Below are 24,306 nucleotides of genomic sequence, written 5' to 3'. Positions count from 1 at the left end.
GCACCCGGGAGAGACTGTTACCCCGCCGCCGCGAACACGCGCAGCCGGTGGCCGTCTGGATCGAGCACCACGAAGGTACGGCCGAAATCGAGATCGACGGGCTTTTGCAATACGCGCACATCGCGCGTTTCGATCCATTTGTCATAGGTCGCATCGACGGCGGCAGCATCCACGGCCTCGAAACCGATCTCGACACCGCCGGCCGGGGCGCTGGGCGCGGGTTCGGCCGTATGCTTGGACCACAGACCCAGCATCAGGCCGGTCGGCAGCGCGAACATGGCGAAGGTGACCTGCTCCTCGACGGGCTCAACGCCCAGCAATTCACGATAGAAGGTAGCGCTGCGCCGCGGGCTGTCGACCATCAGCAGGGCAAAACTGGCTTTGAAGGCGGGATCGGGCATCGTCATGTTCCTCGGTTGCGATGAGGAAAGACTAGCGCCTCGCCCTGCCAGTTTTTGTCAGGAGCATGGAAAAAAGCGGACGGGACGTCCGCCTCTTCCCGTCATGCCGCCACAGCCTCGGCCTGCCCCACCAGTCGCATCAGGCCTTCCCAGGCCCCCGGAGCCGCGCCGATCACCCGGCCGCCGCGGGCGAGGTCACTATGGGCAAGGAAATTCTCGACCTTGCCGCCCGCCTCGCTGATCAGGCACAGGCCCGCCAGGCAGTCCCAGGCGTTCATATGCGGCTCGTAATAGCCGACCAGACGGCCCGCGGCGACATAGGCCAGCATCAGCGCGCCCGACCCGTTGCGGATGAACATGCCGCCCTCGTGCAGGAGGGCATTGAGGAAGCCAGTGATGATCTCGGGCGCCACGCGGTGATTGGCACCCACCCCGAGCACGCCGTCGACCAGGCTTCTCTTGTCGGAAAGCCGCAGGGTGGTGCCGTTCAGGCTGGCACCCTGGCCGAGGGCGGCGGCATAGAGCTCGTCGCGTACGGGCGCATATATCACCCCGACAACCGTTTCGCTGCCGTGGATGACCGCGACCGAGACGCACCAGGACGGCAGGCCGAAGACGAAGGGGCTGGTGCCGTCGACCGGGTCCATCACCCAGCAATAACCTGAGGTGCCTTCGCTCAAGCCATATTCCTCCCCAAGCAGGCTGTCGTCCGGGAAAACCGCATGGATGCGCTCGCGCAGCAGCCTTTCGCTGGCCTTGTCCGCAGCGGAGACCACATCCTGCGCATTGGCCTTGGTCTCGACCGCCAGCGTATCGCGATCGTTGAAGAAGGACAGCGCCAGGAGACCTGCCTCCCGGATGACGTCCCGGGCAAGGTCGAGGCGGGCGGCGATGTCGGCGGTGGCAGGCGATGTCATGGGCAATCCGGTATCAACATTCGAAAATAGGGAGCGGAGCGGAACGGCAGCTCATTCCGGCACCAAGGCGAGGCCCCGGTCATGCAGGTCGACACCGATCGGGCTTCCCGGCTCCAGCATGCGGTCGGTGCCGGAATCGATCAGGAAGATGGGGCCGGCCTTGGTCTCGATCTCATATTCGACATGGTCGCCGAGATAGGCGGCGTGCAATACCTTGCCCGACAGCATTGCCCCCGCGGCCTCGCGCAGAGTCATGGCGTTGGGGCGGATGGCGAGTTTCGCGGGGCCTACGGCCAGGCCCCGCGCCGCCAGCGCATGCCCGCCCTCGCCGACCCGGATCTCGGCCCGGCCGTCGGCCACGCGTGTCACCTCGCAGGGCACCACATTGGCCTCGCCGATGAAATCGGCGATGAAGGCGGAGGCAGGCGCTTCATAAAGCTCGCGCGGCGTACCGGCTTGGGCGATCCGGCCCTGATGCATGACGATCACCGTATCGGAGACGGCCAGCGCCTCCTCCTGGTCATGGGTGACATAGACAGCCGTGAAGCCCAGGCGCTGCTGCAATTCGCGGATCTCGGTGCGGACTCGCCGACGCAGCCGTGCATCGAGATTGGAGAGTGGCTCGTCGAGCAGCAACACCTGCGGCTCGACCACCAGGGCGCGCGCCACGGCGACGCGCTGCTGCTGGCCGCCCGACAATTCGCTCGGCAGGCGCTCGCCATAGCCGGCCAGTCCCACCAGAGCGAGGCCATCGGCCGCCTTCTCGCGCGCCTGCGCCTTGCGCAGGCCTGATGATATCAGGCCGTACGCGACATTATCGGCTACGCTCATATGCGGGAACAAGGCGTAGGACTGGAACACCATCGAGACGTCGCGCTCATTGGCCGGCAGGGCTGTAACATCCTTGCCACCAATGCTGATGCGGCCGGCGCTGGGATGCTCCAGCCCGGCGATCATGCGCAGGGTCGTGGTCTTGCCGCAACCCGAAGGGCCGAGCAGGGTCACCAGCGTTCCCGGTTCGATCGTGAGCGACAGATCGGCGATGGCGGTCACCGCGCCGAAATCCTTGCGGACATTCTGGAAGGTGACCGAGCCCGGCCTGATATCGATACTCATGCCGCCTTCTCCTGAGGCTGGATATTGTCTTGGGGTCTGGTTGCGGATTTGGCCGACAGGCCAGCGACGCGGTCCTCGCGGCGGAGCCTTCGCTCGCCGACCAAGGCCTGGAAGCCGCCGATCACGGCAATCATCACCACGATCAGTACGCTGGAATAGGCGATGGCCACGCCATAGGAGCCATTCTCGACCAAGCCGACGATATAGGCGGTCGCCATGTTGTACTGGGCACTCACCAGGAAGATCACCGCGCTGATCGAGGTGATCGAGCGCACGAAGCTGTAGACCAGGGCGGCGACGATCGCCGGCCGTAGCAGCGGCAGGATCACGCGCCGTGCCGTGGTGAAGGAGTTCGCCCCCAGCGTCAGCGAGGCCTCGTCGAGACTGCGGTCGATCTGGCTCATCGCCGCCACGCCGCCGCGCACGCCCACCGGCATGTTGCGGAAGACGAAGCAGACGATCAGGATCAGCGCCGTTCCCGTCATCTCCACCGGCGGCAGGTTGAAGGCGAAGACATAGGAAACGCCGATGATCGTGCCGGGGATGGCGAAGCTCATCATCAGGGCGAATTCGAACACCGAGCGCCCGGCAAAATTCTGGCGCACGATCAGATAGGCGGTGATGAGGCCGACCACCGCCGTCAGCGGCGCCGAGATCAGGGCGATCTCCATCGTCGTCCAGAACGAGCCCCAGGCGACGCCGCTCCATAGCAACGTGCCCTGGTCGAAGGTCACGGCGAAGGCCCGGGTGTAGTGCTCCAGCGTGAGGCTGTGGTCGAGCCCCCAGGTCTTCACGAAGCCGCCGAACAGGATCATGGCATAGACCACCAGCGTGAAGGCCGACCACACGGAGACCACGCCGATGGAAAGCGCGGCGACACCCCGGCTGAGCCCGGCATGCTGGCCGGAATCGCCCTTGCCGGTAACAGTGGTGAAATTCTTGCCGCCGAGCCAGAGCCGCTGGGCGACGAAGGCGGTGAGGGTGAAGGAGAGCAGAATCAGGGCCAGCACGGCCGCGCGCGCCGGATCCGTCTGCGCGCCAACCACGGCGAAGAAGATCTCGGTGGAGAGCACGCCATGGCTGCCGCCCAGCACCATCGGATTGCCGAAATCGGCCAGGCTCTCGATGAAGCCGACCAGGAAGGCATTGGCGAGACCCGGTCGCATCAGCGGCAGTGACACCGTGACGAAAGTGCGCCAGCGATCGGCCTTGAGTGTCTGGGCTGCCTCCTCCATGGCAGGGCTGACGCCCTGCACCACGCCGATCAGCACCAAAAAGGCGATCGGCGTGAAGGAGAGCACCTGCGCGATCCAGATGCCGGTGAGGCCGTAGAGCCAGCGGCCGGGCGGAATGTCGAAGAGAAAAGCGAGGCCCTGGGTAACCACGCCGGAGCGCCCGAACAGCAGGATCAAGGCGAGGCCTACCACGAAGGGCGGTGTGATGATCGGGAGAATGGTGAGCAGCCGCAGGGCCCGCTTGAAGGGAAAGCGGGTGCGGGTCGCCACCAGGGCGAAAGCGAGGCCCAGCAAGGTCGAGCCGATGCCGGTGGCGATGGCAAGCGTCAAAGTGGACCAGGCGACGCCGCAGCGCCCGCTGCCGGACAGGCAGCGCAGGGTCCAGATCGAGGGATCGGTCAGCGTCTTGAGAAAGCCGGCGGGATCGAAGCCGCCGTCGATGCCTTGAAAGGCGCCGACCAGCACCATGCCGACCGGATAGAACACGAAGGTGGCGACCATGGCGATCAGGATGGTGATCGCCGATACCACGAAGGCGTCGCCGCGCAGCACGCCGCGCTCGGCGAGGCCGAAGCTGAACAGCAGGAGGAACGCGGTCAGCAGCGCGGCCGCACCGGCGCCGAAAGCCTCCTGCCCCGTTCCGAGCGCACCGAACCAGGCCTCGAACACCGGCCAGCGCCAGCCCGAATAGGCGATGGCGAAGCCCTGGAGGACCATGATGGCCGCGCCGGCGAGACCCGAGGCGACCAGCAGCCGAGCGCGGGGCACCGGGTTCGTGGCAAAGCGTGCCCATACCGCCGGCAGCAGCGCCAGCAGGGGCAGGCACAGCCACCCGCGCCCCTGCAGGGCGAGTTGGACCAGACCTGGGCCTGCCTTGGCGCCCAGCGGATAGTCACTGAGCCAGCCGGTCGAAAGCAGGCCTGATTCGAGCCTGTACCAGGGCAGGATCGCCAGGCCGAGAACGGCCAAGGCGAGCACCCAGTCGAGGCGGCGATTGCGCCTGTTCATGGCAGGCCTCTTGGAAATGGTGGAAGGTGGTCGTCATCCCCCGGCCACGACTTGCGATGCAGGTCGCGGCGGCAGCGCCACCGCCGCTGGCGTCGGGACGACGGAGCGATTGCTCCGCTTAAGGAGCGAGCCGAATTCAGTTGGCGTTGGCGCCGATCTCGTGGTCCCAGCGCTCCAGCAAGGCCTTTCGAGTCGCGGGATCGCCGAATTTCTTGAAATCGTAGTCGATCAGCTTGATGTCCTCGAAACGCGGGGCCTGGGGTGGCAGCTCGGCGTTCTTGTTGGAGGGAATCTGGAAGGACTTGGCATCCTTCATCAGCGACTGGATCTCCGGCTTCAGGGCCCAGTCATAGAATTTCTTGGCATTGTCGAGATTACGCGCGCCCTTGATGATGCTCATCGAGCCGATCTCGTAGCCGGTGCCCTCGCAAGGCGCCACCGCCTTGACCGGGAAGCCTTCGGCCGTCATCGTCACCGCGTCATGCATGAAGACGATGCCGACCGTGGTCTCGCCGCGCGCCGCCGCCTTCACCGGGGCCGAGCCTGACTTGGTATATTGCGAGACATTGGCATTGAGCTTGGCGAGATAGTCGAAGGCCTTGTCCTCGCCCATGATCTGCACCAGCGAGGCCAGCGCCGTATAGGCCGTGCCCGAGGAGTTGGGGTTGGCCATCTGGATCTCGCCCTTGTAGGAGGCATCGGCGAGATCGGCCCAGCAGCCCGGCGCCTTCAGCTTCTTCTGGGCGAGGAGATCGGTGTTATAGCCCCAGCCGAGCGCCCCGGCATAGACGCCCACGGTGCGGTAGCCCGACTGCTCGGCCTGGCGCTTGGCCCAGTCCTGCAACTGATCGAGCGCCGGCGACTTGTATTCGAGAGTCAGGCCTTCCTGGGCGGCCTGAAGATGCGGGTCGCCGGTGCCGGCCCACCAGATATCCGTCTTGGGATTGGCGGCCTCGGCCCGGATCTTGGCATAGGTCTCGCCCGAGGACAGGCGCACCATGTTGACGCTGACGCCGCTATCCTTCTCGAACTTGTTCTTCAACAGTTCGCAGACGGCGACATCCGCCGCACAGATCAGGTTGAGTGATCCTTCGGCCTGGGCGGCGGCGGGCAGCAGCGCCGCCATGACCACGGCGGCAGCGAGTGTTTTCTTCATGGGTTTCCTCCGGGCGGCATGCTGTTTTGCTTGTATTGCACACGTGTGCAAAAGCTGCATCAGCGAGATCATGCTGTCAATCAAGAATTCCATGCGAGAATTCACCGAGCAATCCACCCGAACTGGGTAAAACCAACAGCAGCGCTTGCACATGACTGCAAGGGCGTGCAACCTCCCTGTCAATGTTCGACTGGCTCCCGTCATGAAACCAGCCCGCTCCTTCGTCAGCGCCGAGGAAGTCGCCAGGCTGGCCGGCGTCTCCCGTTCCGCCGTGTCCCGCGCCTTCACGCCGGGAGCCAGCGTTTCCGAGGAGACGCGTAAACGCGTGATGGAGGCGGCCCAGAATCTAGGCTACCACGTCAATCATCTCGCCCGCGGCCTGATGCGCCAGCAGAGCGGCATCGTCTGCCTGATCGTCTCCGACGTCGACACGCCCTTCCAGTCGCGCCTCGCCCGGAACCTGATCGGCCGGCTGCAACAGACGGGCAAGGTCGCCATGGTGATCAATTCCTCCGGCTCGCCCGAGGCCGTGGCCGGCGCGGTACGACAGACCCTGAACTACCGGGCCGACGCCACGGTGGTGCTTTCGGGCACGCCGGACAGGGCCATCGCCCGCACCTGCCTCGACCACGGCCAGGAGCTGATCCTGATCAACCGGGACCAGGATTTCGACGAGGCGCACACCATTACGGTCGCCAACAAGGACGCCGCCCATCAGGCCGTGCTGGCCTTCCAGCGCGCCGGCTGCCGGCGCCTGGCCTGCGTCACCTCGCAAGCCGGCACGCCCAGCCTCACCGAACGCGAGCGGGCTTTTCTCGATGCAGCCCGCGAAGCCGGCTTCGAACCGATCCATTGGCGCCAGGGCCGCACCAGCTATGAGGCCGGCGCCGAGGCTGCGCGCGCCTTGTTCACCCGGCAGGTCACGCCCGACGCGGCCTTCTGCATCAACGATCTCATGGCCTGCGGCTTCGTCGATGCCGCGCGCAAGGAGTTCGGCCTGCGTGTGCCTGAGGATCTGTGCGTCATCGGCTTCGACGACATCGAGCAGGCCGGCTGGCGGGCCTATGACCTCACCACCTTCGCCCAACCCATCGACCATATCGCCGACAAGGTCGCCGAACTGGTGCGCGACGGCGGCATGATCAGCCGCTCCGACGGCACGATCGGCCGGGGCACGCGAACCTGCCTCGACGTGCCCTTGATCTGGCGCGGCACGGTACGCATGCCCGACCTGTCGCGGCAAGAAGGCTGAGGCGTTTTGCGATTTGGTGGAATCGCCAAGAATCGCAAAGACGCTCCAGCCAATCCGTAGGATTGGCTGGGAACCAAAGAGTGAGAGCGACAAGCGTTTCCGGCTAAACGCGCTTTGCTCTAGGGTCCCCGCCTCTTTTCACGCATTCAGAAAGCCAGGGGATTATCGGTCAGGGCTGCGCGGTCGGGAGCATCCAGGCGTGGCTCGTCGCAAAAGGCCGCGAACAGATCCTCGATGCCGCGCCGGTCGAGATCACGGCCGATCACCACGATACGGGTGCGCCAGTCAGGGCTCGGCCAGGCATCGAGACGTTCCGGCGGCGCGAACCAATGCTGGACGCCATGCAGGACCACCGGCCGCTCGGGATCGTCGGCAAGCCTCACCAGTGCCTTGAAGCGCAACAGGCCTTCGCCGAAACGTTCGCGCAATTCATCGATGAAGGCAATGAAGCGGGCAGGCATCAGGGTCTTGTCGGTCTCCAGCGTGAAGGAAGCGATCGAAGCGTCGTGGGCTGAAAAGAAGGGGCGCGTGACGACGGCAGATCCCGCGCTTGGAAAGGGCACCTCGAGCAGTGCGGCAGCAGCTTCGGCATCCGGCATGAGGCTGATGGCAGCACGCGGATTGAGAGCCTGCAGCCTTCCCGTGAAGGTCGCGACGTCGCCCGCAAGGTCGGTCTTGCTGACCAGGATGCGGTCCGCCACGGCAAGTTGGGCGACGGCCTCGGCATGCTCGTCGAGCAACGCTTCTCCCCTCAAGGCATCGGCGACCGCGATGACGCCGGCGAGGACATAGCCCACCGCCGCCAGTTGCGGCGCCATCAAGGTCTGCAGCACGGGTGTGGGGTGGGCGAGGCCGGTCGTCTCGATCACCACGCGGGCGAAAGGCGGCAACTCGCCCGATGCGCGCCGCGCCGCGAGATCGGCCAGCGTGTCGAGGAGATCGCCGCGCAGGCTGCAGCACAGGCAGCCTGAGGATAGCAGCACCACGCCATCGCCCGATTTCTCGACCAGCAGGTGGTCGAGCCCGGCCTCGCCATATTCGTTGATCACCACGGCCGTGTCGGCCAAGGCAGGATCCTTCAAAAGGCGATTGAGCAGCGTCGTCTTGCCGGCGCCGAGAAAACCCGTGAGCACGAAGGCGGGGATGCGGGGCGGCGTCATGCCGATACGACCTTTCTGCGGCTTTCCATCAGTACCGACGCCACTACGGCGATGAGCACCAGCGTGCCGCCGCTGACCTGCCGGGCCGTCAGATGCTCGTCGAGCACCTGTGTCGCCAGCAGGATCGAGGCGACGGGCTCGGCGCAGAACACCAGGCCCAGCGCGGCCGGCGGCGTCAACCGGGCCGCCGTCAAATGGCACAGGAAGGCCAGGACGAACAGGCCGATATGCAGGCCGACCGGTACTCCCGCTTCCAATAGCACGGCCGGCGAGGCGAGCCTGCCGCTGGCGAGACAGGCCGCCAACGCGACCGGAATCAGGATCAGCTGCGTCCAGAATCCGGCAACTGCGGGATTGACGCCGCGCGTTGCCCGCGCGGCGCAGAAGAACTGCAGGGCGGCGGCTGCCGCCGCAATCAGGGCCAGCGCCACGCCCCGCCAATCCAGCGCGCCGAAATCGGCGCCGAGCGCGATCACGAGACCAACGAAGGCAAGGGCGAAGATGGCGAGGCGCGCCAGCGTCAATCGCTCGCCGTCCACCAGCGGACTGATGACCAGGATGAGCAGCGGGTAGGTGTAATAGAGGATAGTGGCAATCCCCACCGGGATGAAGGCGACCGAGGAAATGTAACAAAGGCCGACGAAACTGGTGGCGATGCCCAAGCCGAAGACTGGCAGGCGCCAGGGCCGGGCAACGGCCAGCGTGCCACCCTGGCCAAGGCCCAGACCGCCGAGCAGCGCCACAAGCAGAAAGGCCCGGTAGAACACCACAGTCGGCCCACTGGCGCCGGCTTCCGCAGCGAGCTTGGCATAGGGCACGTTGGCGCCATAGCACAGGGCCGCCAGCAGCCCGAGGCTCAATCCGGTCAGGATGGTATTGTTCGACATTGCGAGGCGATCCAGCGGAGGCTCCCGCCAATGCGGGTCGCGGTCAACCTCTAAGGTGGACCGGATCGAAAGCAAGAGCGGTCTCACCCCAATGCGGCCTGCCCAGGCAGAAAACGCTCCGGTTTGTCATAGCCGGGCTTGACCGGCTATCCAGAAGCTGCCCCTATCCCTCGTGATGCACCTTGCGCTTGGGCGGTTTGGGCGGCGTCTTCGGCTTGCTCTCGGCGGCCTTCTTCAGGTTCTTGCGCCCCTTGTTGAGCTTGGGGTCGGTGAGCTGATCGGGCACCGCCAAGGGCTTGCCGGGATCGGCATAACCGGCAGCCGTCACGCCCTTCTTGCCGGCGAGCTTGGTTGCCGGCTTGCCTTTCGCCGGCAGTTCTTTCGCAGGCTTGGGTGGCAGATCGGCGAGAATGGGCGTGTTGGGCAGGCTGTAGACCGGGCGCCGGGGCCCGAGATAGGGACCGACCGCAATCGGCGGCGCCGTCACCCAGCTCGCCAGCAACGGACTGGGCTCAGGCGCGGGTGCAGGCGCTCCGGGGCTGCCGGGCAGTACCTCGGCCGTATCGGCGCTCTCCGCCGCACCCGGACCGCCCTTCCTGGGCGAGCAGGCGATCTCACGAATATCGGCCGGACCTGGATAGGCCGAGGCCGGAAGCTGGGTGGCGAGCGGCGCCTTGCTGAAGAAGCCGCCACCCGAATTGGTGTAATTGGCCTCGAACAGCGCCACGGCCTGGTTGGTACGTACCTTCGGTGTAGGCGCCCCCATGACGACCGTGATCAGCTTGCGACCGTTGCGGGTGGCCGTCGCCACCACATTGAAGCCGGCCGCGCAGATGAAGCCCGTCTTCATGCCATCGGTACCGGGATAGCGGTAGACCAAGGCATTGTGGGTGCGCATGACCCGGTTGCCGGACTGGATGGTCTGGATCTGGAACAGCGAGGCATATTGCGGGAATTGCGTGATGATGGCATCCGCCATCACCGCCATGTCGCGCGCCGAGGTAATCTGGCGCGGATCGGGCAGGCCGTTGGGATTGACCCACTGGCTCTGGGCCATACCCAGCGCCCGCGAATTGGCGTTCATCTCGGCGGCGAAGGCATCCACCGAACCGGACACGCCCTCGGCCAGGGCCACGGCGATGTCATTGGCCGAATGCACAACCAGCATCTTGAGGGCGTCGTCGATGGTAACCATCGTGCCGACCGGATAGCCCATCTTGGAGGGCGCTTGCCTGGCGGCGAGTGGTGAGATCGCGATCGGCGTGCCCAAGTCGACGCGTCCTGCCTTGATGGCCCTGAATACGGTGTAGGCCGTCATCAGCTTGGTGAGGGAGGCCGGATACCAGGGCCTGGTCGCATCCTGCTGCTGCAGCACCCTGCCGCTGGCGGCATCGACGACGATGGTGGGGTTCGCCATGGGATTGGCACGCGCAACGCCTGCCGCGAGTCCGAGGGCCAGGCCGACCACGAGTGTGGTGGCGATTGCGCGATTCGTAATACCCATCAGTTCCTCTTTCGGCTTCAGCGGCGGCGACACATCCACCTCAAGGGGGCATTTTAATGACCACCTGGAGCATTCGCGCGCCTGCATTGGCAGAACGGCCAGTATCGCGGCAAAGCCTTAATGGATCAATGCGGGCGGGAGAGGATTGCAAAACACCCAATTCGAACCGGTAATACGCAGGCGCGGACATCGCAGCATGCGAGAACGTATTTGGTGTCGTCCCACTCGATTAACCGCGAGCTTTGTGATTGCCGGGCTTGACCCGGCAATCCAGACCCGGCCGGGGAGCTGGATGCCCGGGTCAGGCCCGGGCATGACAAAAGCCAGTGCCTTTATCTTTATAAATCAGACAAATGAGTACGCTAGGCGCCTTCACATGCAAGCATGCCGCCGTGACACCCGCGCTCTGGGGGTACCTTCTTGTTTCAGGCGTCCTGGCGCCGGAGCACGGCCTGCAGCACGTCCTTGACGCCGATGGCCCCGACGAAGCGGTTCTCGTCGTCGAACAGAGCGACAGGGGCCGTGTTCGCCTTGTGCATCGCCAGCATCACTGTCTTGAGCGAGGTGCCGGGGCTGGCCCAATAGCAGGGACGCTCTTCTTCGGGCACCGGCTTTTCGCATTCGGAGCAATGCACCCAGGCGCCATGCACACCGTCACGCTCGGCTTCCACGACATGGCCGCCGTCATCGAGACGAAAACGCGTGGTCTGACGGGTGTCGAGCCAGATCCAGCCATCTTCACCGCGATGAAGATCGCGGGCGTCCTGCATCACGTGCCAGGCGGTGAGCACGCTGAGCGGATTCACATTGGCGATGAATTCCTGGACATACTCGTTGGCCGGACGCAGCACGATATCCTCGGGCGGGCCCGACTGCACGATGCGCCCGCTTTCCAGGATGGTGATGGTGTTGCCGATCTTGAGCGCCTCCTCGAGATCGTGACTGACGAAGATGATGGTCTTCTTCAGCTCCTTCTGCAGCTGCAGCAATTCATCCTGCAGCTTGGTGCGGATCAGGGGGTCTAGGGCGGAGAAGGGCTCGTCCATCAAAAGGATCGGCGCCTCGGTGGCGAAGGCGCGGGCAAGGCCCACGCGCTGCTGCATGCCGCCGGACAGCTCATGGGCGAACTTCTTCTCCCATTGCTTGAGATGGACCAGTTCCAACTGCTTGTCGACCTTGGCCTTGCGCTCGGCCTCGGGCACGCCGGCAAGCTCCAGGCCGAAACCGACATTCTCCGCCACGGTGCGCCAGGGCAGGAGGCCGAACTGCTGGAACACCATGGCGACGGAATGCTGGCGGACATGTCGCAGGGTCTGCTCGTTGCAGCTGACCACGTCGACCATCTTGTCGTCGGATTTTACCAGGACCTTGCCGCGCGTGACCTTGTTGAGGCCGTTGACCGCACGCATCAGGGTCGATTTGCCGGAGCCCGACAGGCCCATCAGCACGCTGATCTCGCCTTCCTGCACGGTGAGGTTGCCATCGGCGCAGCCCAGCACCGAACCAGTCTTCTCCAGGATCTCCGCCCGGGTCGAGCCAGCATCGAGCAGCTTGATCGCTTCGGCCTGGCGCGATCCGAAGATGATATCGACATTCTTGAAATCGACGGCGACGCTCATCAGTGCGCTCCCTTCGTACGGCACAGGCGATCCAGCACGATCGCCAGGATAACGATGCAGGCCCCCGCTTCGAAGCCGCGCGGAATGTTGAACTGGCCCATGGCGCGCACGACGTCCACCCCGAGGCCTTCGGCGCCGACCAGGCCGGCAATGACGACCATCGACAGGCTGAGCATGATGCATTGGGTGACGCCGGCCATGATGGTGGGCATGGCATGCGGTAGCTCCACCTTCCACAAGAGCTGGCTCTTGGTGGAACCGAAGGATTCGCCGGCCTCCTTGAGCGCCGTCGGCGTGGAGGTGATGCCGAGATAGGTCAGGCGCACCGGCGCCGGCAGGGCGAAGATCAGCGTGGCGATCAGGCCCGGAGCAAAGCCGAGGCGGAACAGGGCGACCATCGGGATGAGGTAGACCAGGGTAGGCAGGGTCTGCATCATGTCGAGGATGGGATGCAGCACGGCGTAGAGCCTGGGCCGGTGCGCCGCCATTACGCCGAGGGGAATGCCGATGGCCATGGCGATGGCGGCCGACCACAGCACCAGCGAGACCGTCTTCATCGTGTTGGCCCAATAGCCCTGGTTCCAGATGAACAGGCAGCCCAGGAAGACGAACAGGCACAGGCCCCAGGAACGGTGCCGCCACCAAGCAAAGGCGAGGACGAGGAGGATAATGACGATGGGCGGCGGATATGTCAGGAGCACGGATGTGCCGCTGACCGTCTTTTCAATCCCGATACGAAGCGGATCGAACAGCCAGGTCGTGCAGTATTTCTGCAGAAACTCGATGACGAGCTGCATGAACTTGCCGAATGGCAGCTTCGTATCAGTCACCCAATCGAACATTCTTTCCCCCGCGCTATGCCCTGGGACATCGGGCTCCGCCGTGGCCCGACCACGACAGGTTCCGGCCGCCCCCTGCGTCATCATTGCTAGAGCAAAGCGCGTTTAGACGAAAACGCCTGCCTGCTCTAACTCTTTGGTTCGACGCGTCTTTGCGATTCTTGGCATAACCGCCAAAACGCAAAACGCTCCAGGCCAAAGCGCGTTCAAACAGAACCGCACTTTTGCTCCCCCCTGTTCGGGCGCGTCTTTGCGGTTCCCGGCCAGGCCGCCAAATCGCAAAACGCCATTGCCCCATAGAAAGCATGGTTTTGTCGAAGGCCGATCTTGCGTCGGCTCGGCTCGGCGATCCGGCGGGGCATTCCCCGCCGGGCTTTCACTCAGATTTAACTCGGAAGGGATGGCCGGCCTCAGAGGCCGAGGCTCTTCTTTACGGCATCGATGCCGGGCTGGCCGTCGAGGGTGGTCACGCCGGCAAGCCAGGCATCGAGCACACCCGGATTGGCCTTGAGGTATTTCTCGGCAGCAGCCTTACCTTCCATGCCGTCACCGGTGATCATCTGCATCACCTTGTTCTCGAGATCGACGTTGAATTTGAGGTTGGAGACGAACTTGCCGGCGTTGGGACATTCCTCGGCCCAGCCCGCCCGCTCATTGGTATAGACCTTGGCTGCCCCGAAATTCGGGCCGAAGGTCTCGTCGCCGCCGGTCAGATACTGGATCTTGAAATTGACGTTCATCGGATGCGGCGCCCAGCCGAGGAAGACGATGTCCTCGCCGCGAGCGATGGAGCCCTGGACTTGGGCGAGCATGCCCTGTTCGGAGGACTCGACGAGCTGGAACTCCTTCAGGCCGCTCTTGTTGCCGTCGATCAGGCTCTGCACCAACCGGTTGCCATCATTGCCGGGCTCGATGCCGTAGATCTTGCCCTGCAACTGCTCCTTGAACTTGGCGATGTCGCCGAAATCCTTCAGGCCCTTGTCATAGGTCGCCTGCGGCACCGCCAGCGTGTATTTGGCACCTTCCGGCAGATTGGCACCGGTTTCGACCACCGATTTGTCGGCGATATAGGCCTTGCGGTCATTCTCCATGCTCGGCTGCCAATTGCCGAGGAAAACATCGATATCCTTGCTCTTCATCGAAGCATAGGTGACGGGGACGCTGAGGACCGTGGTCGTCGGGGTATAGCCGAGGCCTTCGAGGATGCGGGAGGCGATAGCCGTCGTCGAGGTGATGTCGGTCCAGCCCACATCCGCGAACTTCACCGTCTTGCAGGCTTCCGCATCGCCCGCGAAGGCAGCACCAGTGCCCAGGCCGATGGCCAGCGCGGCGCCCGCAATGATTCTACCAAGTCCCGTCATTTCATTTCTCCCGGAAAACACCGAAGGCCGAATCTGGGTTAACCCAGTTCGTCTTGTCTTTGTTAACCCCTCCCGGCCCCCAAGGGGACCGAACTCTTGCCATGGAAGCCTTCCCCTATGGCAATTCAGCACGAAAGACAGTGCTTGTCCCGTGAATTTACGGCGCTGGATGACACCGACGGCACGAAGCTACCCACCCGCGTCCAAGCCGATTTGCATCGATCCCGCAACGCTATGATATGGGCACTTTATTGATTGAACATATAATCAATTAAATCTGCATCCCGTGGATTTTGAATGCGCGCAAGCGACATTCTGTGTCACACCAGCGCCACTTTTCCGATCCGTGATGCAATGCAATATTCAAGCGATTTGCTTTTTCATTCGGCAGTCGCACAGCTGCCGCTCCCTGCTCGGCCCTCGTGAAGGACTCAATCCATGCTCAAGAACAAAGCTGCCGTCGTCACCGGCTCGACGTCGGGAATCGGCCTCGGCATCGCACGCGCCCTAGCGCGCGAAGGCGCCAACGTCATGCTCAACGGGCTGGGCGACGCCGTCGAGATCGAGAAGACCCGGGCTGGCATCGAGGCCGAGTTCGGCGTCAAGGCCCTGTTCTCGCCGGCCAATCTGATGGAACCGGCCGCGGTGAAAGGCCTGGTCGGCGAGGCCGAGGCCGCCTTCGGCGCGGTCGACATCCTGGTCAACAATGCCGGCATCCAGTTCGTCTCGCCGATCGACGAATTCCCCGACGACAAATGGGAGGCGATCATCCGCCTCAACCTGCTCGCCTCCTTCTACGCCATCAAGGCCGCCTTGCCGGGCATGAAGAAGAAGGGTTGGGGCCGCATCATCAACACCGCCTCGGCCCATTCGCTGGTCGCCTCCCCCTTCAAATCGGCCTATGTCGCTGCCAAGCACGGCATTGCCGGCCTGACCAAGACGGTGGCGCTGGAGGTGGCGCAGCAGAAGATCACCGTCAACGCCATCTCGCCCGGCTATGTCTGGACGCCGCTGGTCGAGGCGCAGATCCCCGACACCATGAAGGCGCGCAACATGACGGCCGAACAGGTCAAGAACGACGTGATGCTGGGAGGCCAGCCGACCAAGGAATTCGTCACCATCGACCAGGTCGCCTCCCTTGCCGTCTATCTGTGCTCGGATGCCGCGGCGAGCATCACCGGCGCCAACCTGTCGATGGACGGCGGCTGGACCGCGGCATGAGCCAGCCTCCCAAGACCTCCACCGCCAAACCCGTCAATCTGGCGCTGCAGGGCGGGGGAGCCCATGGTGCCTTCACCTGGGGCGTGCTCGATGCGTTGCTCGAGGACGGCCGCCTCGAGATCAAGGCCATCACCGGCACCAGCGCCGGGGCCATGAATGCGGTTGTCTTCGCCGAAGGCTATCTCGAAGGCGGGGCGCCGGGCGCCCGCCAGCAACTCGATACCTTCTGGCGCGAGATCAGCCGCAAGGGCCGGCTGTCGCCGCTGCGTCGCCCACTGCTGGAGCGCTTCATGGCCGGCTGGTCGCTGGAAGATTCGCCCGGCATGGCCCTGTTCGAGAATTGGAGCCGGCTGTTCAGCCCCTATGACACCAATCCGCTCAATCTCAATCCGCTGCGCGATTTCATCGCCGAGTTGATCTCCTTCGACAAGCTCAAGGCGAGCGAGGCGATCAAGCTGTTCGTCTCCGCAACCAATGTGCGCAGCGGTCATATCCGCATCTTCGAGAATGCCGAGCTGAACGCCGATGTAGTGATGGCTTCGGCCTGCCTGCCCCAGATCTTCCAGGCCGTCGAGATCGGCGGACAGGCCTATTGGGATGGCGGCTATCTCGGCAACCCGGCCCTGTTCCCGCTGCTCGACGACGGCACGCCCGATGACACCATCCTGGTGCAGATCAACCCGGTGCTGGTGCGGGAGGTGCCGCAGACGGCCGGCGCCATCGCCAATCGTCTCAACGAGATCACCTTCAACGCCTCCCTCGTCGGCGAATTGCGTGCCATCGCCATGATGCAGCGCCGTGCCCGGGGCGCCGACCGTTTCGGCGACATCCGCCTGCATCGCGTCGCGCTGAGCCCGAAGGAAGGGGTGAATGCCACCTCCAAGCTCAACACCGAGTGGGATTTCCTGATCTTTCTGCGCGACCAGGGCCGCAGGGCAGCCAAGAACTTCCTCACCCGACATTTCGATGCCATCGGCACGACGGCGACACTCGATCTCGAAGCCATGCTGGGCTGAGCGGAGGCGACGCCGCCTGCCCGGGACGCAGTCCTGACATGCCGGCCCGCCCCTTGATTTTGGGACGGAGTCCGGCACAATGCCGGCCATTCGCAGGCTTGAACACTGCGACCGAGGAGGCCACGCCCTCCCCCATGATGGGTTTGATGTCCGGGACGGCCCGGGCCCTTTTAAGAGGAGGGCCTGATGGCCTGGGTCTATCTTGTTATCGCCGGCATTTTCGAAGTGGTGTGGGCCTTCTACATGAAACAGTCGGAAGGCTTTTCGAAGCTGGTGCCGACCGTGATCACCTTCGTCACCATGGCCATCAGCTTCGGCCTGCTGTCGATCTCGATGCGCAGCCTGCCACTCGGCACCGCCTATACGATCTGGACCGGTATCGGCGCCGTCGGCGCCTTCATCGTCGGCGTGCTCGTCCTCGGCGAACAGGCCAACGCCATGCGCATCGTCGCCGCTGCCCTGATCGTCACCGGCCTGACCATGATGAAGCTGTCGACACCGGCCTGACTTCTTCTCGGAGCGCGGACATCGCGACATGCTCGCATGTCGCTGTGGAGTCCGCGCTCCATTTCTCTCAGATCAGAACCTGCGTGCCGATCTCCACCACTCGGTTGGAGGGGATGGAGAAATAGTCACTGGCATCGTCGGCGTTGCGGGCAAGGATCATGTAGAGCCTGCGCTGCCAGCGCCACATCAACGGCTGCGCCCCGCCGCGCAAATGCCGGCGCGACAGGAAGAAGGAGGTATCCATGATGTCGAAGGACCAGCCGGCCCTGCGGCTGAGCGCGAGCGCCTTGGGTACATTGGGGCTTTCCATATAGCCGAACTGCACATGCATCTTGGTGAAGGAGGCCGAGATCTCTTCGAGGGTGATGCGGCCGCCACCCGCAACCACCGGTTCCTCCACGGTCTGGATGGTGAGGATCGCCACCTTCTCATGCAGGGCCTTGTAGTGCTTGAGGCTGTGCAGGAGCGCAGTGGGGGCGTAGTCGGGATCGCTGGTCAGGAAGATCGCCGTACCCGGCACGCGGGCGACCGAGCCCTTCTCCAGGCTCTTGACGATGGTCATCAGCGGCACCTCGGTGCGCCGTGTCTTCTCCAGCACCAGCCGGGTGCCGCGCCGCCAGGTGATCATCAGGATCATCAGGGCCGCCGCGATCATCAGCGGCACCCAGCCGCCATCATGCACCTTGAGCAGATTGGCGGAGAGGAAGACGAGATCGATCAACAGGAAGGGCGCGATCACCAGGGCCGCGGCCAAGGCCGACCAGCGCCAGACCTTCCAGATTACCAGGAAGGCCATCATCGCCGTCACCACCATGGTCGTCGTCACGGCGATGCCATAGGCCGACGCCAGGCGCGAGGAACTCTCGAAGGCCAGCACCAGGATCAGCACACCGACCAGCAGGATGCCGTTGACCTGGGCGATATAGATCTGGCCCGACTGGTGCTCGGAGGTATGCGCCACCTTCATGCGCGGCAGGAGGCCGAGCTGGATGGCCTGGCGCGTCAACGAATAGGCCCCGGTGATCACCGCCTGGCTCGCGATGATGGTGGCGATCGTCGCCAGGACCACCATCGGCACCAGGAAGAGCGGGTTCTGCGGCACCAGCATGTAGAAGGGGTTGGCGAGAATTTCCGGAGATGGATTGCTCAGCACCAGCGCGCCCTGGCCGAGATAGTTCAGCGCCAGCGAGGGCAGCACCAGCGTCATCCAGGCCATCTGGATCGGCTTGCGGCCGAAATGCCCGAGATCGGCATAGAGCGCCTCGGCCCCGGTGACCGCCAGGAACACCGCACCAAGCGCCACGAAACCGATATGGCCGTGGCTGAGCATGAATTCCACGGCATGCCAGGGATTGAAGGCTGCGAGGATCACCGGCGCATCCTTGATGTGCCATAGGCCCGCCAGGCCCATCACCACGAACCACAGCGCCATGATCGGCCCGAAGAAGGCGCCGACACGGGCGGTGCCATGGCTTTGCACCGCAAACAGCCCCACGATGATCGCCACGGTAATCGGCACCACGAAGGGATCGAAGGCCGGCGTCACCAGCTTCATGCCCTCCACCGCCGAAAGCACGGACACGGCGGGCGTCAGGATGGCGTCGCCATAGAACATGGCCGCCCCGATGGTGCCGAGCAGCAAGAGTACGGTGCCGGAGCGCCCGAGCGCGCGCTGGGCCAGTGCCATCAGCGTGAGTGTGCCGCCCTCGCCCTTGTTGTCGGCCCTGAGCAGCAGCAGCACATATTTGAGCGTGACGATGACGATGAGCGCCCACAGGATCAGCGAAATCACGCCGAGCACCGCTTCCTGGCTCATCAGCCTGCCGCCCTCGGTCGCCGCATGCAGCGCCTCGCGGAAGGCATAGAGCGGGCTGGTGCCGATATCGCCATAAACGACGCCGATCGAACCGAGCGTCAGCGCCCAGAAGCCATTGCCACGGCTGCTGGCTTCCTCGCCGGTGTCGGCGCTATGCGTAAGCCCCATACGGGCCTCCGTTGGATAATGTCGGAGTTGGGTAGAGTGACGATCAAGAGCGCGAATGCCCTCGTCAGGCAAGCCCATCCGCCGTTTGTGCAGTGCAACAAACGCGCTCTCTTACACTTTCCCGGCTTTGCGGCATAGGGGACCTGCAGCGCCGCATAGCAGATCTGCTTCTTGGCTGCTCAGGCAATACACCGTCCTCGTGAAGGCAGGAAAAGCGCGTGCGCCATGCATCGCCCTGCCTTCAGACCCTGAAGGCTCTCAGATCAGCACCTGCGTACCGATCTCCACCACCCGGTTGGACGGAATGGAGAAATAGTCGCTGGCATCGTCGGCATTGCGGGCGAGAATCATGTAGAGCCGGCGCTGCCAGCGCCACATGCTCGGATGCTTGCCGCCGCGCAAATGCCGGCGCGACAGGAAGAAGGAGGTGGACATGATGTCGAAGGACCAGCCGGCCTTGCGGCACAGCGCCAGGGCCTTGGGCACGTTCGGGCTTTCCATATAGCCGAACTGTACCTTCATCTTGGTGAAGGAAGCCGAGATCTCCTCGATCGAGACCCGCCCGCCCCCCGGCACGATCGGATCGTCCGTGGTCTCGATGGTCAGGATCGCCACCTTCTCGTGCAGCGCCTTGTAATGCTTGAGGCTGTGCAGCATGGCGGTCGGGGCATAGTCGGGATCGCTGGTCAGGAAGATCGCCGTACCCGGCACGCGGGCGACCGAGCCCTTCTCCAGGCTCTTGACGATGGTCATCAGCGGCACTTCGGTGCGCCGCGTCTTCTCCATCACCAGCCGGGTACCGCGTCGCCAGGTCACCATCAGGGTGATCAGCCCAAGGGCGATCAGGATGGGCAGCCAGGCTCCTTCAAACAATTTGAGCAGATTGGCCCCGAGGAAAATCAAATCGATACACAGGAAGGGCACGATGATCGCTGCCGCTGCCCAGGGCTTCCACAGCCAGACCCGCCAGATCACCACGAAGGCGAGAATGGCATCCACCACCATGGTCGTGGTCACGGCGATGCCATAGGCCGAGGCGAGGCGCGAGGAGCTTTCAAAAACCAGCACGAGCAGCACGACGCCGGCGAGCAGGATGCCGTTGACCTGCGCGATGAAGATCTGGCCCGACTGGTGTTCCGACGTATGCGAGATGCGCACGCGGGGCACCAGGCCGAGCTGAACGGCCTGCCGGGTCAACGAAAAGGTGCCGGTGATCACCGCCTGGCTGGCGATGCTGGTGGCGATCGTTGCCAGGATCACCAGCGGCACGACGAAATAGGGCGAGGCCGGCACCAGGCGATAGAACGGGTTCTCGAGCGCACTGAAATCGTTGAGCACCAGCGCGCCCTGGCCGAGATAGTTGAAAGTCAGCGCCGGCAGAACCAGGCTGAGCCACGCTGTCTGGATCGGCTTGCGCCCGAAATGGCCAAGATCGGCATAGAGCGCCTCACCACCGGTGACGGCCAGGAACACGGCTCCCAGCGTGACGAACCCGATATGGCCGTGAGTGAGCAGGAATTCGGCGGCGTAGAAGGGATTGATCGCCGCGATGATGCTGGGATGCTGCAGGAAATTGATGAAGCCGATGACGCCGATCAGCGTGAACCATACAGCCATGATCGGACCGAAAAGGGCGCCGACCCGGGCGGTGCCATGGCTCTGCACCAGGAAGAGGGCGACGATGATCACGAGCGTCAGCGGTACCACGAAGACATCGAAACCAGGCGCCACCAGCTTGAGGCCTTCCACCGCCGACAACACCGAGACGGCCGGGGTGATCATCGCGTCGCCGTAGAACATCGAGGCGCCGACGATGCCGAGCAGCACGATGGGCGCGCCGGTACGGCCGAGGGCACGCTGGGCCAGCGCCATCAGCGTGAGCGTACCGCCCTCGCCCTTGTTGTCGGCGCGCAGCAACAGCAGCACATATTTGAGCGTGACGATGATGATCAGCGCCCACAAAATCAGCGAGATCACACCGAGCACGGCGGTGGAAGTGACGTTCTTGCCGCCATCGGTGGCAGCATGGGCGGCTTCGCGAAAGGCATAGAGGGGACTCGTACCGATATCGCCATAGACGACGCCGATAGAGCCAAGCGTCAACGCCGCAAAGCCGCCGCTATGCTTGTGTTCCGTGGTGTCTTCGCCATTCTCGACGGCGTTCGCGAGCCCCATGCGGGCAACTCCGTTTTGACCTGTTGGGATGGTTTCGATCGGTCGATCGCCACAAATGCGATCTTCGCTCTCCAAAATGCGGCATTCCGGAGCGTTCCACTCCAGAGGCCGCCGATCACATCAGGGTCGAACGGCAAATGGCGACACGCCGATCGAACGCAGGATATCCACCAAGATACGCTATCTGGGGGCTGGGCCTCATACACTCTTCTGACGGACGGGCATAGAGGGCTGCAACCCCTTTGACCAACAACTCCCCAGTCAATCGGTCTGAGACAAGGCGTAACCTACAATCTTCCGGCGTGCATCATCGCGAAGGCGACACATCCTGTGACGGTTTCGGACAAGCCGATTCGATTGCGATCGGCTACCTATCTCTTATGCGACGCCGCGTCGTATTCGGAACAGCTTCTCTCTTAATTTTTCCGCAACCACCGCATTCCACGCAGCTACTGCTAAGAAAGTTATTTTCATTTCCGTGAAAATATGTCTCAACTGAGCAGAACAACCGCCCCAGAGGGAACCAGCATGGCCCAAGACCCGAAAAAGCCACTGAGCGACATTGAAATCGCGCGTCAAGCCAAGATGCAGCGCATCGAGGCGATTGCCGAGAAAGCCGGCATTCCTGACGAAGCCTTCGAGCCCTATGGCAAGCATATCGCCAAGATCGATCTCGACAAGATCCCCGGCCTGCAGGATCGTCCCGACGGCAAGCTGATCCTGGTCACCGCCATCAACCCGACCCCGGCCGGCGAAGGCAAGACCACCACCACTGTCGGCCTCGGCGACGGCCTCGCCCGCATCGGCCGGAAGACCATGATCTGCCTGCGCGAGCCCTCGCTCGGCCCCTGCTTCGGCGTGAAGGGCGGCGCGGCCGGCGGCGGTTATGCCCAGATCGTGCCGATGGAGCAGATCAACCTGCACTTCACCGGCGACTTCCACGCCATCACCTCGGCGCATAATCTGCTGTCGGCGATGATCGACAACCACATTTATTGGGGCAATGCGCTCGGCATCGACACCCGCCGCGTCACCTGGCGCCGCGTGCTCGACATGAACGACCGCTCGCTGCGCGCCATCAACTCCTCGCTCGGCGGCGTTTCCAACGGCTTCCCGCGCGAAGACGGCTTCGACATCACCGTGGCCTCCGAAGTTATGGCCGTGTTCTGCCTCGCCAAGGATCTGGCCGATCTCGAGGCGCGCCTCGGCAAGATGATCATCGGCTATACCCGCGACAAGAAGGCGATCACGGCCGCCGACATCAAGGCCTCCAGCGCCATGACGGTGCTGCTCAAGGACGCGCTGAAGCCCAATCTGGTACAGACGCTGGAAGGCAACCCCGCCTTCGTGCATGGCGGCCCCTTCGCCAATATCGCCCATGGCTGCAACTCGGTGACCGCGACCCGGGCCGGTCTCAAGCTCGCCGACTATGTGGTGACCGAAGCTGGCTTCGGCGCCGATCTCGGTGCCGAAAAGTTCTTCGACATCAAGTGCCGCAAGGCCGGCCTTACCCCGGCTGCCGTGGTGATCGTCGCCACCGTGCGCGCCCTCAAGATGCATGGCGGCGTTCCGAAGGACCAGCTCGGCAAGGAGAATCTGGAAGCCTTGCGCAAGGGTCTGGCCAATCTCGGCCGCCATGTCGAGAACGTGCGCAAATTCGGCGTATCGGCCATCGTCGGCATCAACCACTTCATTGCCGACACGCCGGCCGAGCATGAGCTCATCGCCCAGGTCTGCAAGGAACAGTTCGGCGTCGACGCTGTGGTCTGCAGCCACTGGGCCGAGGGCTCGAAGGGCACCGAGGAGCTCGCGCGCCGCGTGGTGGCGCTGGCCGAGGCACCGCATCCGCTCGACGGCCGCGGCTTCCGCACCCTCTACCCGGACGAGATGCCCCTCTGGGACAAGATGAAGATGATCGCCAAGGAGATCTATCGCGCCTCGGACATCATCGCCGACCAGAAGGTGCGCGACCAGTTCAAGGACATCGAGGCCGCCGGCTTCGGCCATCTGCCGATCTGCGTGGCCAAGACGCAATACTCCTTCTCGACCGATCCGAACCACCGTGGTGCGCCTGTCGATCATGTCGTGCCGATCCGCGAAGTGCGCCTGTCCGCCGGCGCCGGCTTCCTGGTGGTGGTCTGCGGCGAGATCATGACCATGCCAGGCCTGCCACGCGTGCCCTCGGCGGAATTCATCCGCCTCGACACCAAGGGCCAGATCGAAGGCCTGTTCTGAGCCAGCATTTGCCATGCCGGTCGTTTGGTGCGACCGGCATGGCAACTCCGCTCGAGCAACGTTTCCACGTGTGCCCTCAGCCTCCGACACGGGCTTCGTTCAGGCCATGGGCGGCGTCTGGCAGGTCGCATCGATCAGTTGCAAAACAAGAGGTGGCCAAGCGGATGAAAGCATCAGCATCTGCGATGCCTTCCCGTACAGCCATACCCCACCAGCCATGAAAAACCCCGCGGTCCAGTGAACCGCGGGGTTGGTATTTTCAATCGTTGCAGGCGTAAGAACTACCTGGGAAGCTCAAGCTTCCGACTGTGCCAGCATCGTTCGACACAGCGTGGTTCCCGCCTCAATATTCACGATAATACCGGCGGGGACGTTCACGATAACCCCAGCCGCCGTCACCACGCCAACCACCACCACGCCGGTAACCGTAGCCGTAACCGCGGTCACGAACACAGCCATAAGGGGAGCGGTGCATTCCATAGGGGCACAAACGACGAGCTTGCTGGACGAGGCCGTTGTCAGCCTGTGATTGCGCGGCTGGTGCCATCGGCATTGCCGAGGCCAGTTGCGGAGCAAACATCATGCTTCCGGCGGCCAGGCCAGCTGCCATAAACAGCTTCAAGGATAGTTTCATAGCTGCCTCCCTCAATTTCAATATTCAATGTCTAGCAGCATGATCTGAATGCAAGGTGAACAGAGGGGGCTATGCGGGA

Annotated in this window: 19 protein-coding genes; 5 read left to right on the top strand and 14 right to left on the bottom strand. The window is 63.8% G+C overall.

Features of this window, described 5'->3' with window-relative positions:
* Positions 1 to 17: 17 nt before the first annotated feature.
* The 5 genes from ACR9ZN_RS25475 to ACR9ZN_RS25455 all read right to left on the bottom strand — a co-directional run bounded on the left by ACR9ZN_RS25475 (position 18) and on the right by ACR9ZN_RS25455 (position 5,833).
* Positions 18 to 401: a VOC family protein gene (locus ACR9ZN_RS25475; protein ID WP_481273493.1), complete on the bottom strand. Its 384-nt coding sequence runs from the start codon at positions 399 to 401 to the stop codon at positions 18 to 20.
* 101 nt (positions 402 to 502) lie between these two features.
* Positions 503 to 1,318, bottom strand: coding sequence for an inositol monophosphatase family protein (locus ACR9ZN_RS25470; RefSeq protein WP_434959205.1), 816 nt, complete (start codon positions 1,316 to 1,318; stop codon positions 503 to 505).
* A 51-nt stretch (positions 1,319 to 1,369) separates the two neighbouring features.
* Positions 1,370 to 2,434 (bottom strand): ABC transporter ATP-binding protein, encoded by a 1,065-nt coding sequence (locus tag ACR9ZN_RS25465; RefSeq protein ID WP_434959204.1) that lies wholly within the window; start codon positions 2,432 to 2,434, stop codon positions 1,370 to 1,372.
* Positions 2,431 to 4,677 (bottom strand): ABC transporter permease, encoded by a 2,247-nt coding sequence (locus ACR9ZN_RS25460; RefSeq protein WP_454811949.1) that lies wholly within the window; start codon positions 4,675 to 4,677, stop codon positions 2,431 to 2,433. The genes ACR9ZN_RS25465 and ACR9ZN_RS25460 overlap by 4 nt, the downstream gene beginning before the upstream one ends.
* A gap of 136 nt (positions 4,678 to 4,813) precedes the next feature.
* Positions 4,814 to 5,833, bottom strand: coding sequence for an ABC transporter substrate-binding protein (locus tag ACR9ZN_RS25455; RefSeq protein WP_481273492.1), 1,020 nt, complete (start codon positions 5,831 to 5,833; stop codon positions 4,814 to 4,816).
* 202 nt (positions 5,834 to 6,035) lie between these two features.
* Here ACR9ZN_RS25455 and ACR9ZN_RS25450 point away from each other — a divergent pair, with 202 nt between their 5' ends.
* Complete coding sequence (locus ACR9ZN_RS25450) at positions 6,036 to 7,085, top strand: LacI family DNA-binding transcriptional regulator (protein WP_454811946.1); 1,050 nt, start codon at positions 6,036 to 6,038, stop codon at positions 7,083 to 7,085.
* A 146-nt stretch (positions 7,086 to 7,231) separates the two neighbouring features.
* Here ACR9ZN_RS25450 and ACR9ZN_RS25445 read toward each other — a convergent pair whose 3' ends face one another.
* The 6 genes from ACR9ZN_RS25445 to ACR9ZN_RS25420 all read right to left on the bottom strand — a co-directional run bounded on the left by ACR9ZN_RS25445 (position 7,232) and on the right by ACR9ZN_RS25420 (position 14,455).
* On the bottom strand, positions 7,232 to 8,245 hold the full coding sequence (locus ACR9ZN_RS25445; protein WP_481273491.1) for a CobW family GTP-binding protein: 1,014 nt from the start codon (positions 8,243 to 8,245) through the stop codon (positions 7,232 to 7,234).
* Positions 8,242 to 9,132: a DMT family transporter gene (locus ACR9ZN_RS25440; protein WP_441774304.1), complete on the bottom strand. Its 891-nt coding sequence runs from the start codon at positions 9,130 to 9,132 to the stop codon at positions 8,242 to 8,244. Before ACR9ZN_RS25440 ends, ACR9ZN_RS25445 begins: the two co-directional genes overlap by 4 nt.
* Before the next feature lie 163 nt (positions 9,133 to 9,295).
* Positions 9,296 to 10,636 (bottom strand): D-alanyl-D-alanine carboxypeptidase family protein, encoded by a 1,341-nt coding sequence (locus tag ACR9ZN_RS25435; protein ID WP_434959198.1) that lies wholly within the window; start codon positions 10,634 to 10,636, stop codon positions 9,296 to 9,298.
* Between the two features lie 425 nt (positions 10,637 to 11,061).
* Positions 11,062 to 12,255 carry a choline ABC transporter ATP-binding protein gene (gene choV / locus ACR9ZN_RS25430; protein ID WP_434959197.1) on the bottom strand — a complete coding sequence of 398 codons (1,194 nt, stop codon included), beginning with the start codon at positions 12,253 to 12,255 and terminating at the stop codon, positions 11,062 to 11,064.
* Positions 12,255 to 13,085 carry a choline ABC transporter permease subunit gene (gene choW / locus ACR9ZN_RS25425; RefSeq protein WP_441774305.1) on the bottom strand — a complete coding sequence of 277 codons (831 nt, stop codon included), beginning with the start codon at positions 13,083 to 13,085 and terminating at the stop codon, positions 12,255 to 12,257. Before choW ends, choV begins: the two co-directional genes overlap by 1 nt.
* Before the next feature lie 419 nt (positions 13,086 to 13,504).
* Positions 13,505 to 14,455: a choline ABC transporter substrate-binding protein gene (locus tag ACR9ZN_RS25420; RefSeq protein WP_434959195.1), complete on the bottom strand. Its 951-nt coding sequence runs from the start codon at positions 14,453 to 14,455 to the stop codon at positions 13,505 to 13,507.
* A gap of 438 nt (positions 14,456 to 14,893) precedes the next feature.
* Between ACR9ZN_RS25420 and ACR9ZN_RS25415 the strand changes: the two genes are divergently transcribed.
* From ACR9ZN_RS25415 to sugE, 3 genes are all read left to right on the top strand, one after another.
* Complete coding sequence (locus ACR9ZN_RS25415) at positions 14,894 to 15,676, top strand: 3-hydroxybutyrate dehydrogenase (RefSeq protein ID WP_454811941.1); 783 nt, start codon at positions 14,894 to 14,896, stop codon at positions 15,674 to 15,676.
* Positions 15,673 to 16,692 carry a patatin-like phospholipase family protein gene (locus ACR9ZN_RS25410; RefSeq protein WP_481273490.1) on the top strand — a complete coding sequence of 340 codons (1,020 nt, stop codon included), beginning with the start codon at positions 15,673 to 15,675 and terminating at the stop codon, positions 16,690 to 16,692. The genes ACR9ZN_RS25415 and ACR9ZN_RS25410 overlap by 4 nt, the downstream gene beginning before the upstream one ends.
* 186 nt (positions 16,693 to 16,878) lie before the next feature.
* The gene (gene sugE / locus ACR9ZN_RS25405) at positions 16,879 to 17,199 is read left to right on the top strand and encodes a quaternary ammonium compound efflux SMR transporter SugE (RefSeq protein WP_434959192.1); all 321 of its coding nucleotides are present in this window, start codon (positions 16,879 to 16,881) and stop codon (positions 17,197 to 17,199) included.
* A gap of 67 nt (positions 17,200 to 17,266) precedes the next feature.
* On the opposite strand, the gene ACR9ZN_RS25400 is transcribed toward sugE, so the two are convergent.
* Together ACR9ZN_RS25400 and ACR9ZN_RS25395 are read right to left on the bottom strand one after the other, a co-directional pair.
* Positions 17,267 to 19,183 (bottom strand): potassium transporter Kup, encoded by a 1,917-nt coding sequence (locus ACR9ZN_RS25400; RefSeq protein WP_434959191.1) that lies wholly within the window; start codon positions 19,181 to 19,183, stop codon positions 17,267 to 17,269.
* Between the two features lie 258 nt (positions 19,184 to 19,441).
* Positions 19,442 to 21,358: a potassium transporter Kup gene (locus ACR9ZN_RS25395; RefSeq protein ID WP_434959190.1), complete on the bottom strand. Its 1,917-nt coding sequence runs from the start codon at positions 21,356 to 21,358 to the stop codon at positions 19,442 to 19,444.
* A 528-nt stretch (positions 21,359 to 21,886) separates the two neighbouring features.
* On the opposite strand from ACR9ZN_RS25395, the gene ACR9ZN_RS25390 reads away from it, so the two are divergent.
* On the top strand, positions 21,887 to 23,593 hold the full coding sequence (locus ACR9ZN_RS25390; RefSeq protein ID WP_434959189.1) for a formate--tetrahydrofolate ligase: 1,707 nt from the start codon (positions 21,887 to 21,889) through the stop codon (positions 23,591 to 23,593).
* 343 nt (positions 23,594 to 23,936) lie between these two features.
* Here the strand turns inward: ACR9ZN_RS25390 and ACR9ZN_RS25385 are convergent, their stop codons facing one another.
* Entirely contained in the window at positions 23,937 to 24,227 is a 291-nt protein-coding gene (locus ACR9ZN_RS25385; RefSeq protein WP_434959188.1) for a hypothetical protein, read from the bottom strand.
* Positions 24,228 to 24,306: the final 79 nt, after the last annotated feature.

It is taken from the genome of Labrys sp. HAY1-8F (genome assembly GCF_056754975.1).
Note: the sequence above shows the minus strand (reverse complement) of the source record. Positions and strands in the feature narration are given on the sequence as shown.

Bases quoted from the DNA above. Each gene is read 5' to 3' on its own strand.
- ACR9ZN_RS25475 (WP_481273493.1), bottom strand. From the start codon at position 401: ATGCCCGATCCCGCCTTCAAAGCCAGTTTTGCCCTGCTGATGGTCGAC.
- ACR9ZN_RS25470 (WP_434959205.1), bottom strand. From the start codon at position 1,318: ATGACATCGCCTGCCACCGCCGACATCGCCGCCCGCCTCGACCTTGCC.
- ACR9ZN_RS25465 (WP_434959204.1), bottom strand. From the start codon at position 2,434: ATGAGTATCGATATCAGGCCGGGCTCGGTCACCTTCCAGAATGTCCGC.
- ACR9ZN_RS25460 (WP_454811949.1), bottom strand. From the start codon at position 4,677: ATGAACAGGCGCAATCGCCGCCTCGACTGGGTGCTCGCCTTGGCCGTT.
- ACR9ZN_RS25455 (WP_481273492.1), bottom strand. From the start codon at position 5,833: ATGAAGAAAACACTCGCTGCCGCCGTGGTCATGGCGGCGCTGCTGCCC.
- ACR9ZN_RS25450 (WP_454811946.1), top strand. From the start codon at position 6,036: ATGAAACCAGCCCGCTCCTTCGTCAGCGCCGAGGAAGTCGCCAGGCTG.
- ACR9ZN_RS25445 (WP_481273491.1), bottom strand. From the start codon at position 8,245: ATGACGCCGCCCCGCATCCCCGCCTTCGTGCTCACGGGTTTTCTCGGC.
- ACR9ZN_RS25440 (WP_441774304.1), bottom strand. From the start codon at position 9,132: ATGTCGAACAATACCATCCTGACCGGATTGAGCCTCGGGCTGCTGGCG.
- ACR9ZN_RS25435 (WP_434959198.1), bottom strand. From the start codon at position 10,636: ATGGGTATTACGAATCGCGCAATCGCCACCACACTCGTGGTCGGCCTG.
- choV (WP_434959197.1), bottom strand. From the start codon at position 12,255: ATGAGCGTCGCCGTCGATTTCAAGAATGTCGATATCATCTTCGGATCG.
- ACR9ZN_RS25420 (WP_434959195.1), bottom strand. From the start codon at position 14,455: ATGACGGGACTTGGTAGAATCATTGCGGGCGCCGCGCTGGCCATCGGC.
- ACR9ZN_RS25415 (WP_454811941.1), top strand. From the start codon at position 14,894: ATGCTCAAGAACAAAGCTGCCGTCGTCACCGGCTCGACGTCGGGAATC.
- ACR9ZN_RS25410 (WP_481273490.1), top strand. From the start codon at position 15,673: ATGAGCCAGCCTCCCAAGACCTCCACCGCCAAACCCGTCAATCTGGCG.
- sugE (WP_434959192.1), top strand. From the start codon at position 16,879: ATGGCCTGGGTCTATCTTGTTATCGCCGGCATTTTCGAAGTGGTGTGG.
- ACR9ZN_RS25400 (WP_434959191.1), bottom strand. From the start codon at position 19,183: ATGGGGCTTACGCATAGCGCCGACACCGGCGAGGAAGCCAGCAGCCGT.
- ACR9ZN_RS25395 (WP_434959190.1), bottom strand. From the start codon at position 21,358: ATGGGGCTCGCGAACGCCGTCGAGAATGGCGAAGACACCACGGAACAC.
- ACR9ZN_RS25390 (WP_434959189.1), top strand. From the start codon at position 21,887: ATGGCCCAAGACCCGAAAAAGCCACTGAGCGACATTGAAATCGCGCGT.
- ACR9ZN_RS25385 (WP_434959188.1), bottom strand. From the start codon at position 24,227: ATGAAACTATCCTTGAAGCTGTTTATGGCAGCTGGCCTGGCCGCCGGA.